The sequence below is a fragment of the Bacillus sp. RIT 809 genome (assembly GCF_016892495.1).
GTDB classification, from domain to species: domain Bacteria; phylum Bacillota; class Bacilli; order Bacillales; family Bacillaceae_G; genus Bacillus_A; species Bacillus_A cereus_U.
Genome location: NZ_JAFEMR010000009.1, coordinates 42,773 through 56,880, shown reverse-complemented (window position 1 = coordinate 56,880; position 14,108 = coordinate 42,773). Strand labels below are relative to the sequence as shown.

Here is a 14,108-nt window from a genome sequence, read left to right as displayed (position 1 = left end):
TATCACGATTCGTAAAAGACAAAGGGAGAGAATAAAAATGACAAAGACAAAATTTGAAAAAGTACTCCTCATCGTAAATCCGAAAGCAGGACAAGGTGATTTACATGCAAACTTAACGAAAATCGTACCACCACTTGCCGCAGCTTTTCCTGACTTACATATCCTTCATACGAAGCAACAAGGTGATGCAACAAAATATTGTCAGGAGTTTGCTAGTAAAGTAGATTTAATTATCGTCTTTGGTGGTGACGGAACTGTATTTGAATGCACAAATGGCTTAGCCCCTCTTGAAACTAGACCTACACTTGCAATCATTCCAGGCGGAACTTGCAACGACTTCTCTCGCACACTTGGTGTTCCGCAAAATATTGCAGAAGCAGCAAAGCTCATTACAAAAGGACATGTAAAACCAATTGATGTCGCAAAAGCAAATGGACAACACTTTTTAAACTTCTGGGGTATTGGACTCGTCTCTGAAGTATCAAACAATATTGATGCAGAAGAAAAAGCAAAGCTTGGTAAAATCGGTTACTATTTAAGCACCATTCGAACTGTAAAAAACGCTGAACCATTCCCAGTAAAAATCACTTACGACGGACAAGTATATGAAGACGAAGCTGTACTTGTTATGGTTGGAAACGGCGAATATCTTGGCGGTATCCCGTCCTTTATCCCAAACGTAAAATGTGACGACGGAACACTTGATATTTTCGTCGTAAAATCAACAGGCATTCAGGCGTTTAAAGATTATATCGGAAAGAAATTATTTGAAGACACAAATGAAAATGACATCTTCCACGTAAAAGCGAAATCCATTCATATTGAAACAGAAGAAGAAAAAGAAGTAGATACCGACGGAGAAAGCTCGCTCCATACACCATGCCATATTGAACTATTACAAGGGCACTTTACGATGATTTATAATCCTGCGTTTGTATAATCACTATTTCACTATAACTTTAATAATTACTAAACTTCGCATTTTTCAAAAAAATATAGTATGATGAATAAATAAAAGGTTGTTAACAAAAACGTTAACAACCTTTTTTGTTTTTTCTAAAAAACTTTTCAATTTAAAGGAGCGATCACATGTATTGGAGAAAAAATGATAAACCTGTAGAAGAACCAGAAGCAATTGCTGTGTGGGAATGCGAAGCAGACGACTGCCTTGGATGGATGCGTAAAAACTTTTCTTTAGAAGATAAGCCGCAATGCCCGTTGTGTAAAGGCGACATGAAAAGCAGCGAACGATTACTACAGAAGTTATAATACCTTTCCCTCTTTATCTTTTATATACTGAAAAGATAGCGGATTTTATTTCTCCTTATCTACAGTACAAGTTGCTTCCTAATTATAAATAATGAAAGAAGCAGCTATTACGTAGAATAGCTGCTTCTTTCATTCTATAACTTCTTCATCGCTATAAATTCCATATAATATTCCCCTAAATTTATCTCTATTCATCATCCCCCTTGCTCACTACATACTACACTTCTTTCGGAAGAACAATTTTTTTATACAATTGAACTGTAATGAAATAATAAAACACATAAATGACTAAGAAAATAATAATCGGCAGCCAAATACGGAAATATGGATTATCTATTAAGAACGAGAACATGCTCATTCCGACTAATACGTGCATTATACCTACGATCGCTGGGAACAAGAAAACTAAAAGTAACTCTTTATAAATTGATTTCGTTAATAGCTCATAACGCACACCAATTTTACGAAGCATTTGATAGCGAATAATATCTTTTGAAGCACCAGAAAGAATTTTAAACATTAAACAGCTTGCCAGCATCATTTACCAAACTATGAATGTTGCTTTATTTCACTCACTACTGCATTCTTCTTATGCATATACACATAAGAAATACTAGAAACTATGATAACGATGCCACCCAAATATATACCATACTCGGTCACAAGGGTTACTATCATTTCTATATGCTTTCCAAATATAGAGCCTAGTACAAAGTAAACTAACGTCCAAACAAATCCTGTTACATATGAATAAATCGCATACGTTTTAAATGACATGTTATTCATTCCTACTAAATACGGTACGATATGTCTCACAACGGGGATAAAATAACTTATTACTAATGCATAATGACCATATTTCCCTACTATCTCTTGTGATTTTAAAAGGTACTTCGCCTTCTTCTTTTTCATCAATTTTTCAAGCACTCTTATGCCAAATATTTTCCCTAGTATGTAACCTAAAGAAAGCCCAGATACAACGCCTAAATATGTTAATAAAAACGCAGGAATGACACTTAATACGCCTAATGAAGATACAAATCCACCACTCATTACAATCATTTCATCTGGAATCGGCATACCGATAATACCAAGCCATAAACAAAAAAATAGTGCCCAATAACCATACTGCTCAATGTATGATATTAATTCATGTAGCTCCATTATGCATATGCTCCCCTTAGCTCTTTTTTACAGCTAAAGACGTAGGCTGGCGGGAAATTAAACCAAACTTTTTCTAGTGTAATTTCAGGGAAGAAATGCTGTATAAATCCTTTTTTTACAAGTGAATATTGAAATGTAATGAATTCACCACTCTCATGTATCGCTTCCATTGCGTTGTTTAAAATGCGTTTTGAAACCTCTTCTGGTAAAGATGTGAAAGGCAATCCTGATAAGACGTAATCAATGCATTCTATATTGAGCTCTTCCATATACGTCTTTATATTTTCAGCTGAACCATGTACAACAATGACATTCTGCTCATCTTTAAATTTTCTCTTTAGCTCTTTGAAAAACACTTCATTAATTTCGATAAGAAGAAATATTGTCTCCTTCTTCTTTCGCTTCATAATTTCTTTCGTAAAGACTCCTGTACCAGGACCTAATTCTACAATGCACTTCGCTCTATTAAAATCAATTACATCTACCATTTTCTTTGCTAATATTTTTGAACTTGGCGCAATCGCACCAGTATGTTTCGGGTGTTTAATAAATTCATGTAAGAATGTTATGAGTTGCATGTAAATCTCTCCCCATTCGTTCAATAGTTTTTAACTTGTGTTTAAGTATAACTATCGTTTCTTAATAAAAATTGAGGAGATTTCTTAAGATTTTATGAAGATGAAGGAAATCTCCTTATTTACTATAAGCAGATATGAAAATTGAATTACAAGCATAAACGACTCGAACATATACGAATAAGGCATCTTGTTTATTTACCATGAATGATCATGATCCTACTCCGATTTTGTATAGCGAAGTTACTATTTTTATGTTAGAATCCTCTAAGATATTTGGAATTAGTATAGAAATCATTTTTGGAGGCTTTATGAATAATCAAAACGATAATAAATCAAATGCATTATTTGCAGCTATACAAATAGTGCTACCACTTTTATTACCTATTCTTGTCCCTACATTTTTAATAGTGGGAATGAAAAAGTGGATACCTGATGAAGTTAAATATCCAAGCATAATATCATTATTCGCATTATGTATTGGATTTTTCATAGTAGGAATTCTCTTCTCTATTATTTTACGTTTATGTAAATTATCTGAGGAAAAATTAGAAGAATTAGGATTTTTAGGATTTACACTTTCGGCTGTTAGCACATTTCTAAGTTTTTATGTAGGTTACTTTTGGTTGGCAGACCTTAACTTCACATCAGTTGAATTATCACCTCATGCCGTATTAATTTTCGCTATTTTATGTACCTTGCTATTGGAAGGTATTTTTAAAGTAATGGACATGTTTGATAGTTCGGACGAAAATAAAGCTCACGTATAGACAAAAAAGCATTCGACTAACATGTTAGTCGGATGCTTTTTTACTAAGATAAAACAACTCTTTCATTACTTCGCACTCACAATCTTATAATAAGAACGAACTGTTAAGAAGTAATATCCGATATAAATGACACCGTATACTCCGATACTAATTAGGAGCGGAATCATAATTTCAAACGGTAGTATGTTCCCTAAACCTTTTAATGCAAACAAGCTGTGTAGAATTCCGATTACTAACGGAATCGCAAAGATAAAGCTTACTTGTTTTGCGATAGCTTTTTTCATTTCCTGTTTCGTTACCCCGACTTTACGAAGTACAACATAACGCTCACGATCAGCATTTGCTTCTGTTAATTGTTTAAAGTAAATGATAGAACCTGTTGCTAGTAAGAATACAAGTCCTAAGAACATTCCGATGAACATCATTAGTCCAGTTCCTTCAAGCCCCATTTGGAAACCAGTGTAGAAATCTCTAAATGATGGTACCATTTCTGATTCACCAGCTGGCATCACTTTTGTTAATTTTTCTGTTAATACTTTACTGTTTCTTTCATCTTTTACATCAATATTTTTTACAACACGTGTTCCAAATGCTTGCTTCGCTTGTTCATATGTTTCATCTGAAACGACAACAACTAGTTCACCTAAGTTCGTAATTGCATGATCATTTGCGCCTTGAATCGCTAATTTCCTCGTTTCATTTCCAATTTGGAATACCGCTTTATTTCCTTTATATTGAGGGCTAAACTCATGCCCTTCAATATAAGAACTATCATATATAAATGCTTCACCAGCAGCTACATTCACTGTTTCTGCATCGATTTTTTTAGCAAGTTTATTAAATTCAGATTGAGACATAAATTGATATTTCTCTGAGATACTGTAGTTCATATTAAGGATGAAATCAACTTTATCTCCTTCAAACTTTCCTTTTACAGGAACCATCTCAACTTCAAATTGATCTTTTACAGGATGATTCTCTTTCTCTTCAGCAAAAATCGTATTTACTTTCTTATCTAGTTCTGCATCTTTTTTCTCATAAGAATAGCTGTATGGTGCGAATGCTTTTGATTGTGTAAATGTGTTGTAATACATCGTAACTGATGTACCAACTGCTGTTAATGTTACCGCACTTAAAATAGAAATTGTTGCAAGTGACTTTGCATTCCCTTTAATACGATATAGTAGCTGTGATGTCGTTACCATATTCATACCGTTATAAAACGATGATTTATTATTTCTTGCTCGTTTTAATACGAATACTGTAAAGAACATAAATAGTAAGTACGTACCTACTACTGTCGCAAGTAAAATATAAAGTGCAACTGCCATAAAGTCTGCATACTTAACTGCCTTCATGAACATTAATGCTAAGAAATAACCTGAACCGATTAAGAAAATTGAAATTAACGCCATAATTACAGATCCTTTTGGCATTGCTTCTCCTTCGCGTTCTGCGCGGAAAAGTTCAATTAGCTTGAATCGATAAATTAAACGATATCCTTGAAGTGATGTATACAATATAATCACGAAGAAAATAATTGCTGTATCAACAATTGCAGCCATCGGTACTTCAAACTGAACATTTAAATTTAACCCCATCATACTTACTAGTAGTTCAAGGAATAGTTTTGAAAGAACGCTACCAATCGCAATCCCAATAATTAAAGACATTAATCCCATTAACATATTTTCATAAAAGAGCATTTTACCGATCTGTCTTTTTCGAATACCTAGTAACGAATATAGCCCAACTTCTTTTTTACGCTTCCGTGTAAAGAAACCGTTCGAATATATAATGAACACCGCTACGAAGATGATTAGCATGACACTTGAAACTTGAAACGCACCGCTAATTTTTTTAGAACCTTCCGCAGCTTTTTCCATTTGTGAATTGTACTGCAACGCCTTAAATGTAAAATAGATGACGATGCTAAATATCATAGATGCAAAATATACAAAGTAGTCTTTAAAGTTCCGCTGTATGTTGCGGAGGGCAATGCTAGATAAGGTCATCAGCCATACCTCCAGAAATGGAAGACATTACGTCAACGACTTTTTGGAAGAACTGTTTACGTGTTGATTCACCGCGGTGCAATTCTTTATATAACTCACCATCTTTAATGAAAATAACTCGTTTACAGTAACTTGCCGCAAAAGCATCGTGCGTTACCATTAAAATTGTTGAGTTATCATATTCATTTAACGACTTCATACTTTCAAGTAAATCTGTTGCAGATTTTGAATCAAGTGCTCCAGTTGGCTCGTCCCCAAATATCATACTAGGACTTGTAACGATCGCACGCGATGCTGCGCAGCGCTGCTTCTGCCCACCAGATACTTGATATGGGAACTGACTTAAAATATGATCAATACCGAATTTCTTTGAGATTTCAAGAACGCGGCGATCAATCTCATTCGCTTTCACCTTCGATAACGCAAGAGGTAACGCAATGTTTTCTTTTACCGTTAACGTATCTAATAAGTTATAATCTTGGAAGATGAAACCTAAATGATCACGGCGGAACAACGCCAGCTTATCATCATTCATCTTCACGATATCTTTTCCATCAATTAAAATCTCACCGTCCGTCGCATTATCAATTGTAGAAAGGACATTTAAAAGAGTCGTCTTCCCAGAACCAGAAGGCCCCATAATTCCAACGAACTCCCCTTCTTTTACTTGTAAGTTAATACCTTTTAAAGCTGCAAATTTATTCCCACCTGTGTCATATACTTTTTCAATATTTTTTGCTTCTAACACTGTTTTCATCTCGACATCCCTCATTTCTTCTATTCTCTATTTTCAACTATATACACTCTCTACTCTTGCCACTATCGATGTTTCTTACACAAACATGACAGTTATGTAAGGCACATAAGTAAAGACATAAAAATTTAACCTACTGAATGAAAGTACTTTGTTACTATAGCATTGGGATATCATGCCATCCATTCATTCTCCTTACAGGAACATTACAATTTTGTAAGGTTAAAAATGCACCCTACAAAGCTGTGCACGAAATGTCGGATGGAGCTATTTCATTCTTGCTATTCTATATACAAAGGAGGTCATAGTATGGATTCACTTAAAAATATGAATGCGGCAATGCGGTATATTGAGGAAAACCTTACACATGAAATTGATTTTAAAGAAGTCGCAAAAATAGCTTTCTGCTCCGAATATCATTTCAAAAGAATGTTTTCTTTTTTAGCTGGCATATCACTATCAGAATATATTCGCTGTAGACGTCTTACTCTTGCTGCCTTTGAACTAAAAGATAGCAATGCAAAAGTCATTGATGTCGCTATAAAATATGGATACAACTCACCAGATTCTTTTACACGTGCATTTCAAAATTTGCACGGAATAACGCCTTCAGAAGCTCGAAGTACAATTCGTTCTTTGAAAGCTTATTCACCAATGACCTTCCAACTATCCATTCAAGGAGGAAATGCAATGAACTATCGAATTGAAGAAAAAGATCCATTTCGAATCATTGGTATACAAAAACGAGTACCGATTGTTTTTAACGGTGTAAACGAAGAAATTGCTTCTATGTGGAAAAGTTTAGACAGCCAATCAACCGAAACATTAAAGTCCCTTTCAAATATTGAACCTACAGGAATTATTAGTGCTTCTACGAATTTTTCTGAAGGAAGAATGGAGGAAAAAGGAGAACTCGATCACTATATTGGAGTAACTACGACAAAAGATTGTCCAAATCAATTCAAACAACTTGAAATCGCAGCTTCAACATGGGCTATATTTGAAGCTGTCGGTCCATTTCCTGATGCATTACAAAATGTATGGGGACGTATTTATTCTGAATGGTTCCCTTCTTCAAACTATGAATTAGCGGAAGGACCGGAAATATTGTGGAATGAAAGTAAAGACGTATCTTCGCCGAATTTCAGAAGCGAGATATGGGTACCTGTTTTTAAAAAATAATATAAAGGCCTAAACTTTTTCAAAACAAAAGCTGCTCTTCCTCTTTAAAGGAAAAGCAGCTTTTTATTTTATACTTCTTCTCGACTCGTTCTTATACAAGAAAAGAGTAATAATCGCAAGCACTATAACAACTACAAAAGTAAATACTCTGTAGTTCGAGATCGTAGCAGTACCAATTAACAAGGCAGGTATAACAGCCTTAATTAAGCCACCAAACATACCGACAAACGATCCTATGCTTTGTTTTACTATTTGAGTTTCTGATACCCAATCATAATAACCAAATCGATTATTAATAAAAATCCCCCATACTGCCGAAAAGAATGAATATGTCATCGGTGTTATTACGATTAAAAGAGAACTCCAAACATCTAGTTTTAACCCTATTATTAGTAATACAGCACTAATAAGTGATGCAGGTATAGTCAATGAAAGATTCATAAGAATTTTACTGTCATAAATCATCTTTGGCGCTATAGGCAACGACTTAATAATCCATACATTTTTTCCTTCTAAAGACAATGACACACATGTTGTACATGTCATCGAAATCGCTGCTGCAATAGCAAATGGAGCAATCTTTTGCAACAGGGTCTCAATTCCAGGATACGCTATTAATTGACTTGGTCCTACTACAACTATAGCTAGCGCGAAAGCTAGCGCGAAAGCTAGCGCCATCACGACTCCCATTCCACTGTTTATGACATACACTGTAGAAGAAAAGAAACGCTTCATCTCTTTTTTATACAATGCGGCCAATACACTTTCTTTTCTCATACTATTAATCTCATAATTTGAAAGCATATGATAAGTGGTAATCCCTGTGTTTATTTGCTTATATTTTAACGAAAGTATTTTTACAAAAAGATAATACCAAATAACCGATATCCCAACGAATAGGATGAAAGCTACAAGATCAGCATGAACAATTGCTTTTTGAAACATGTTAGCTAATGGGTAAACTTTAGTTAATTGCTCTGAAACAATTGCACCCATTCCGTTCATATCATTAAGGCTATATTGAGCATTTCCGCTTTTTAGCATAAAGAAACCGAATGTAATCATTACTATAAAACTTAAAATCGTAGTTATTTTATTCGTATTTTTAAATTTAGAAGCGATTGCCGTAATAGCAGCTCCAAAGATCGCTGCTATTGTTGTTGGAATTAAAGATGCTATAAACATACTGATAAACCACATAAAGTAAAAAGAAACTGATGGCCTCTCATGTATGCCATAAACAACTCCCATTGGTAGCATGATTATGATTGAAAAGATCGTATTCAGCAAATATAAATACAAAAACCTACTTGTAATAACAGTACTTACACGAATCGGTAATGACATTAAAAAATCGTAATCCTTAAAAGCAAAAATCTCTCCATTTGCCTTAAATATAGTAAAAAACAACGTCAATACACTGCTAATAACTAATGCATAAACTGGGATAATTTCACTTATTCCTAGTTTCACCAACCCATATGCTGAGGCTCCGCAATATAGCATTAACATGACACCAACTAAGGCAATAGATGCTGACAGTAAAATCTTATTCTGCTTCTTTTTCTTATCTTTTTCGTATTTAAAAGTATTTAAACCGAGCTGCGTTATCAACCGGATTTTCAAAAGACCTAGACTATTAGTATTCATTAGCAAGCTCCTTCATAAAGAGCTCTTCCAATGATCCTTCCTTTATTAAAGAATTCACTTCCCCTGAAAGTGCTAATTTCCCTCTATTAATCATCGCTATTTTATTACATAACTTCTCAGCCACATCTAAAACGTGCGTAGAAAAGAAAATCGCACTTCCCTTTTCACAAAGCTCTTTCATAATCCCTTTCAATACTACGGCTGCCTTTGGATCAAGACCAACGAAAGGTTCATCTAAAACTAATAATTTCGGTTTATGCAAAACCGCTGATATAATCGCCACTTTTTGTTTCATACCATGTGAATAAGAAGATATTAAGTCTCCCAAGTAAGGTGTAATCTCAAAAGCATCCCCATACTTCTGTATCTCCTTTTCCCGATCTTTTGCAGACACCTTAAAAACATCCGCAACAAAGTTCAAATATTGAATTCCTGTTAATTGCTCATATAAATCTGGATTATCAGGAATGTACGCCATTACTTTCTTACATGCAATCGGATCCTTTTTTACTGAATGGCCATCAACAAAAATTTCACCCTCTTCAAAATCTATAACTCCTACTAACGACTTAATCGTTGTACTCTTCCCCGCACCGTTATGCCCAATAAATCCAAAGATATCTCCTGCTTGAACAGTAATATTTAACTGATCTACTGCTTTTTTTCCACCTTTGTATGTCTTGCTAAAATTTATAATTTCTAACATGTGATTTCCCCCAAACCATCCCTCGAATAAAAAACGAAATATTCAGACTGAAAAGCCTTTAATTTTACTCAGCAAGTTTTTTGTTATCCTCACTGAGTATTAGAACCTGTTAACACATAAAAACTATAAATATAAAGTGAAACTTTAATCAGTGGGGATTTTATCCATCCCCACTGATTATTAGCCCTCACCAATCGGACTTTTACGAGTAGCCCGACTCCTACCTAACTTCTTTTCTTCAGCTGAATTTTGAGGTGGGAGTCTTACTGCTCGCAAATAGCGGGATAAAATTTGATTAGTATAGTTCAAACGCTTATTGCTCACAATTGCATTTCTTTTTTATAAATAACATATGACTTTATCGTTGATATGAAGATGCATACTAATATTATTCCAATTGCCATAAAAATATTGAATGGATCTGGAAGTAACGCACCAGCATATATACAGAGTGCCCCTATTACAAATACCTTCGAAGCAAATCGATGTGTTTTTCTCCAAACCACAGGATTTTCTAATGTCCAGTCCATTCGAATGCCTACTAAACCGTTCGGCTTCGTTTGTTGCATGTAATTACCGAGTACAAGAAACAGTGTTCCAAGTCCGAAATTAAATGCAATTGAAGCTGAAGCAATATAATTAGACGCTGCTAATAACGCAAATATGTTACAGCCGAATCCTATAAAAAGAATGGCATAGTTAATTGCAGTGAGGACTTTAGCTTGCTGTTTATACTTGCCTTTCGTTATATCAACATACCCAATAGCTAGCCACATCATATAAAGCACCAACATACTACCTATCGAAAAAGAACTTGCCTCCACTTTAGAAAAATATCCATCTACTACTCCTGCAGCATTATAATGACGTGGAATTTGTTCCGGTAAATATGGCCATACAATATACCACCCAATTGCAATTGCACTAATTAAACTCCATGGTAATACGTGTCTTTTCATCCTCTCTCCCCCATAAATTTTTTATTAAGCCCCTATCTCTTTTTTATAAGCAACATAGGAATATCCCATCGTACCAACAACTAATACAGCAACAACACTTAACAAACAAATCATCTTCCACATTCCCGGAAGAAACGAGGAAAATATGATTACAATACCGCCAATCATCATAATCTTTGATCCTAATCGATGTGTTTTTCTCCATACATTTTCACTACTTAAAGTCCATGGTGTCTTAATACCTATGAAGAAATTTGGTTTACATTGCTGCATATAATTGCCGAGTACAACGAAAAGGATACCAACCATTATGTTCACAACAATTCCAATTGGAATGTTATATCCTAAAGCATTTGCTAGTGTCATCATATTAATAGTAAATAAGAAAAATAAAATTGCTCCATTTATCCTTCCAAGTGCTTTAGGAAATTTTTTGTAGTTCTCGTACCTCGGATCTATCTTAGGCAATACAGTCACCAGTGCATATATAAAAGTCATAATTGCTATATCAAAAATCATCATCCCCATTTTTGACATATGCCCATCTACCTCACCAGCAACATTCCAATGGCTCGGAACCTCTTCCGGTAAATGCGGCCATGCGATGCACCATGCAATAATCGTTAAAACAATTAATAATAATGGAAATACATGCTTCCTCATTTCCCCTCTTCCCCCTTATTCGTAAACGTAAACACCCAAGTCAATAAATCTTGAAATACAGTTGTGTTTAAAGAGTACATAACGAATTGCCCTTTCTTTTCATCTTGGATAAGTTCAGCATTTTTAAGCGCATTTAGGTGATGAGAAATACTTGGCTTTGTCATATTGAACTGTTCAGCAATTTCGCCAGCAGTTAAATCGCCTTCTTTTAATAAATCTAAAATTTTTCGCCTTGTTGGGTCTGCTAATGCTTTGAATGCTTGATTCAATGTCTTTCTTCCCTTCACTAATTAGACATTTAGATATTTATCTAAATATTAAATTAAAAACCAGTAATTGTCAATTGTATCCATAGCCTTTTTACTTTTTCCACTTTTGACCTATAAATACGCCACAGCTATGCTATGTATAACAAACAGGAAACCCTATTCATTTGATTTCTTTGTTTTTACTTCGTACGGGGCAAAAAAGGCTCTGACCGCTTCTATGCATGGCTGGATCCTCTCTCTCTCCTAAAAAGATAGGTTTTATGTTATTTTTAAAATCTTTATATTTATATAGCTCTCATTTCAACATAATGAAAAGACGAGAAACACATGGTACACTATAGCTACAATTGTTTTTTTTAGGAGGAATATACATATGTATAAAATTTTAATCGTTGAAGACGATCCAAATATTTCATCATTACTACAATCTCACATTCAAAAATATGGCTATGATGCTGTTGTTGCGGAGAACTTCGATGATATTATGGAATCGTTTAACGCCGTGAAACCACATCTTGTTTTACTTGATGTAAACTTACCGAAATTCGATGGTTTCTACTGGTGCCGTCAAATCCGTCATGAATCTACTTGTCCAATTATTTTCATTTCAGCTCGTGCTGGTGAAATGGAACAAATTATGGCGATTGAAAGTGGCGCGGATGATTACATTACGAAACCGTTCCACTATGACGTTGTAATGGCAAAAATTAAAGGTCAATTACGCCGTATTTATGGTGATTATGCACCAAATATTTCTGAACGTATCGTTGAAGTAGAAGGTTTAAAACTATTCCCTGAACGTCCAGAAATTCATTTCGGATCTGAGCAAGTTCTTTTAACAAAGAAAGAAGCTATTTTAGCAGAAATGCTATTATCTAAATTCCCTCGTACAGCAAGCCGTGAAGATTTATTAGCTGCCCTTTGGGATGATGAGAGCTTCGTTGAAGAAAATACATTAAACGTAAACATTACGCGTCTTCGTAAAAAGTTTAATGAGCTTGGTATTGAGAACTCTATTGAAACAGTACGTGGACTTGGATATCGTTTTAACACAACTTGGAGTGAATAAGCATGAAGCTATTTTTACGTGATCATTTTGCATTTTTTCTACTATATGTATTAAACTTCGGAATCATTTTCGTTCTCTATGATGCAGTAGATGGATTTCAAAATAATAAGTTTTACTTCATCGTTTTAAGCTTATATTTATTCATCTGTTTCCTCGCTTATCGTTACGTTCGTAATCGTAGAATGTACCACAGATTAAGTGAACCACCAGAGAAAATGGAAGATGCGTTTATTGAAAGAGCGACTGCTCCTATGCCCCACGGTGTAAACGAGCTCGTTCGTACGCAATATCGTCTATTCCAAAAAGACCTACAAACATTTGAAGTAAAACAGCAAGAACACCAATTATTTATTAACCACTGGGTACATCAAATGAAAACGCCCGTTTCTGTTATGCAACTTATGGTGCTTGAAATGGAAGATGAACATTTAATCCCGCAATTTAAAAAAGAATTAGAGCGACTAAATCAAGGACTCGATATGGCTTTATACATGGCAAGGTTAAACAACTTCCATGAAGACTTCCATGTTGAGACCGTTTCATTAAAAGATGCTGTAACAAAAAATATTAACGGATTAAAAGAACTATTCATTCGAAACGGGGTCTTCCCTGTTTTAGAAGTTCATTCAGATTTAAAAGTTGCTTCTGATGCGAAATGGCTAAAGTTCATCATTTATCAGTTAATGACAAATGCTGTTCGTTATTCTGGTGAACGCGGAAAGAAAGTTTTCTTATCAGCTTATCGAAATGGAAAAGATATCATTTTGGAAGTTCGTGATGAGGGCGTTGGTATTCCGCAAGAAGATGTTCGAAGAGTATTTGAACCATTTTACACTGGGAAAAATGGTCGTACATTCGGAGAATCTACTGGTATGGGACTTTATATCGTAAGTAAAATTTGTGATTATTTAGGTCATTCTGTAAAACTAGACTCTGAAGTTGGTAAAGGAACGACGATTAAAATCATCTTCCACAACGCTGCAAACAATCAAGCAGAAAATACGGAGAAGGTGACCAAAGCATGATTGGAACATATGCTAGCAAAATGTATGAGAATATACTC

At 34.7% G+C, this 14,108-nt stretch carries 15 protein-coding genes and 1 pseudogene; 6 read left to right on the top strand and 10 right to left on the bottom strand.

Annotation, left to right across the window (positions count from 1 at the left end; genetic code table 11):
- The first annotated feature begins 37 nt into the window (after window positions 1–37).
- Together JTF23_RS11715 and JTF23_RS11710 are read left to right on the top strand one after the other, a co-directional pair.
- Window positions 38–940 (top strand): diacylglycerol/lipid kinase family protein, encoded by a 903-nt coding sequence (locus tag JTF23_RS11715; RefSeq protein ID WP_204208810.1) that lies wholly within the window; start codon window positions 38–40, stop codon window positions 938–940.
- 149 nt (window positions 941–1,089) lie between these two features.
- Window positions 1,090–1,269: a cold-inducible protein YdjO-related protein gene (locus JTF23_RS11710; RefSeq protein ID WP_002067775.1), complete on the top strand. Its 180-nt coding sequence runs from the start codon at window positions 1,090–1,092 to the stop codon at window positions 1,267–1,269.
- A 217-nt stretch (window positions 1,270–1,486) separates the two neighbouring features.
- Here the strand turns inward: JTF23_RS11710 and JTF23_RS11705 are convergent.
- The 3 genes and pseudogenes from JTF23_RS11705 to JTF23_RS11695 all read right to left on the bottom strand — a co-directional run.
- Window positions 1,487–1,807, bottom strand: a pseudogene (locus tag JTF23_RS11705) (ABC transporter permease); the annotation flags it as partial.
- Window positions 1,808–1,818: 11 nt separating this feature from the next.
- On the bottom strand, window positions 1,819–2,433 hold the full coding sequence (locus JTF23_RS11700) for a DedA family protein (protein ID WP_016106471.1): 615 nt from the start codon (window positions 2,431–2,433) through the stop codon (window positions 1,819–1,821).
- Window positions 2,433–3,011 (bottom strand): class I SAM-dependent methyltransferase, encoded by a 579-nt coding sequence (locus JTF23_RS11695; protein WP_002123387.1) that lies wholly within the window; start codon window positions 3,009–3,011, stop codon window positions 2,433–2,435. Before JTF23_RS11695 ends, JTF23_RS11700 begins: the two co-directional genes overlap by 1 nt.
- 308 nt (window positions 3,012–3,319) lie before the next feature.
- On the opposite strand from JTF23_RS11695, the gene JTF23_RS11690 reads away from it, so the two are divergent.
- Window positions 3,320–3,778, top strand: a complete 459-nt coding sequence (locus JTF23_RS11690; RefSeq protein ID WP_252188009.1) for an epimerase — start codon at window positions 3,320–3,322, stop codon at window positions 3,776–3,778.
- Window positions 3,779–3,843: 65 nt separating this feature from the next.
- Here the strand turns inward: JTF23_RS11690 and JTF23_RS11685 are convergent, their stop codons facing one another.
- Together JTF23_RS11685 and JTF23_RS11680 are read right to left on the bottom strand one after the other, a co-directional pair.
- Window positions 3,844–5,793, bottom strand: a complete 1,950-nt coding sequence (locus tag JTF23_RS11685) for an ABC transporter permease (protein ID WP_204208809.1) — start codon at window positions 5,791–5,793, stop codon at window positions 3,844–3,846.
- Window positions 5,780–6,550, bottom strand: a complete 771-nt coding sequence (locus JTF23_RS11680; protein ID WP_002067765.1) for an ABC transporter ATP-binding protein — start codon at window positions 6,548–6,550, stop codon at window positions 5,780–5,782. Before JTF23_RS11680 ends, JTF23_RS11685 begins: the two co-directional genes overlap by 14 nt.
- A 306-nt stretch (window positions 6,551–6,856) precedes the next feature.
- On the opposite strand from JTF23_RS11680, the gene JTF23_RS11675 reads away from it, so the two are divergent.
- Window positions 6,857–7,729: an AraC family transcriptional regulator gene (locus tag JTF23_RS11675; RefSeq protein WP_204208808.1), complete on the top strand. Its 873-nt coding sequence runs from the start codon at window positions 6,857–6,859 to the stop codon at window positions 7,727–7,729.
- 63 nt (window positions 7,730–7,792) lie between these two features.
- Here JTF23_RS11675 and JTF23_RS11670 read toward each other — a convergent pair whose 3' ends face one another.
- The 5 genes from JTF23_RS11670 to JTF23_RS11650 form a co-directional block, all read right to left on the bottom strand.
- Window positions 7,793–9,379, bottom strand: coding sequence for a putative ABC transporter permease subunit (locus JTF23_RS11670; RefSeq protein ID WP_204208807.1), 1,587 nt, complete (start codon window positions 9,377–9,379; stop codon window positions 7,793–7,795).
- Window positions 9,369–10,085, bottom strand: coding sequence for an ABC transporter ATP-binding protein (locus JTF23_RS11665; protein ID WP_016106475.1), 717 nt, complete (start codon window positions 10,083–10,085; stop codon window positions 9,369–9,371). The genes JTF23_RS11670 and JTF23_RS11665 overlap by 11 nt, the downstream gene beginning before the upstream one ends.
- 320 nt (window positions 10,086–10,405) lie before the next feature.
- Window positions 10,406–11,044: an SdpI family protein gene (locus tag JTF23_RS11660; protein ID WP_204208806.1), complete on the bottom strand. Its 639-nt coding sequence runs from the start codon at window positions 11,042–11,044 to the stop codon at window positions 10,406–10,408.
- A 24-nt stretch (window positions 11,045–11,068) separates the two neighbouring features.
- Window positions 11,069–11,707 (bottom strand): SdpI family protein, encoded by a 639-nt coding sequence (locus tag JTF23_RS11655; protein WP_204208805.1) that lies wholly within the window; start codon window positions 11,705–11,707, stop codon window positions 11,069–11,071.
- Window positions 11,704–11,976, bottom strand: coding sequence for an autorepressor SdpR family transcription factor (locus tag JTF23_RS11650; protein WP_002129626.1), 273 nt, complete (start codon window positions 11,974–11,976; stop codon window positions 11,704–11,706). The genes JTF23_RS11655 and JTF23_RS11650 overlap by 4 nt, the downstream gene beginning before the upstream one ends.
- 373 nt (window positions 11,977–12,349) lie before the next feature.
- Between JTF23_RS11650 and JTF23_RS11645 the strand changes: the two genes are divergently transcribed.
- The gene (locus tag JTF23_RS11645; RefSeq protein WP_002034497.1) at window positions 12,350–13,045 is read left to right on the top strand and encodes a response regulator transcription factor; all 696 of its coding nucleotides are present in this window, start codon (window positions 12,350–12,352) and stop codon (window positions 13,043–13,045) included.
- 2 nt (window positions 13,046–13,047) lie between these two features.
- Entirely contained in the window at window positions 13,048–14,070 is a 1,023-nt protein-coding gene (locus JTF23_RS11640) for a sensor histidine kinase (protein WP_002034498.1), read from the top strand.
- Window positions 14,071–14,108 lie beyond the last annotated feature (38 nt).

Coding starts and splice junctions, on each gene's coding strand:
- JTF23_RS11715 (WP_204208810.1), top strand. CDS start 38: ATGACAAAGACAAAATTTGAAAAAGTACTCCTCATCGTAAATCCGAAA.
- JTF23_RS11710 (WP_002067775.1), top strand. CDS start 1,090: ATGTATTGGAGAAAAAATGATAAACCTGTAGAAGAACCAGAAGCAATT.
- JTF23_RS11700 (WP_016106471.1), bottom strand. CDS start 2,433: ATGGAGCTACATGAATTAATATCATACATTGAGCAGTATGGTTATTGG.
- JTF23_RS11695 (WP_002123387.1), bottom strand. CDS start 3,011: ATGCAACTCATAACATTCTTACATGAATTTATTAAACACCCGAAACAT.
- JTF23_RS11690 (WP_252188009.1), top strand. CDS start 3,320: ATGAATAATCAAAACGATAATAAATCAAATGCATTATTTGCAGCTATA.
- JTF23_RS11685 (WP_204208809.1), bottom strand. CDS start 5,793: ATGACCTTATCTAGCATTGCCCTCCGCAACATACAGCGGAACTTTAAA.
- JTF23_RS11680 (WP_002067765.1), bottom strand. CDS start 6,550: ATGAAAACAGTGTTAGAAGCAAAAAATATTGAAAAAGTATATGACACA.
- JTF23_RS11675 (WP_204208808.1), top strand. CDS start 6,857: ATGGATTCACTTAAAAATATGAATGCGGCAATGCGGTATATTGAGGAA.
- JTF23_RS11670 (WP_204208807.1), bottom strand. CDS start 9,379: ATGAATACTAATAGTCTAGGTCTTTTGAAAATCCGGTTGATAACGCAG.
- JTF23_RS11665 (WP_016106475.1), bottom strand. CDS start 10,085: ATGTTAGAAATTATAAATTTTAGCAAGACATACAAAGGTGGAAAAAAA.
- JTF23_RS11660 (WP_204208806.1), bottom strand. CDS start 11,044: ATGAAAAGACACGTATTACCATGGAGTTTAATTAGTGCAATTGCAATT.
- JTF23_RS11655 (WP_204208805.1), bottom strand. CDS start 11,707: ATGAGGAAGCATGTATTTCCATTATTATTAATTGTTTTAACGATTATT.
- JTF23_RS11645 (WP_002034497.1), top strand. CDS start 12,350: ATGTATAAAATTTTAATCGTTGAAGACGATCCAAATATTTCATCATTA.
- JTF23_RS11640 (WP_002034498.1), top strand. CDS start 13,048: ATGAAGCTATTTTTACGTGATCATTTTGCATTTTTTCTACTATATGTA.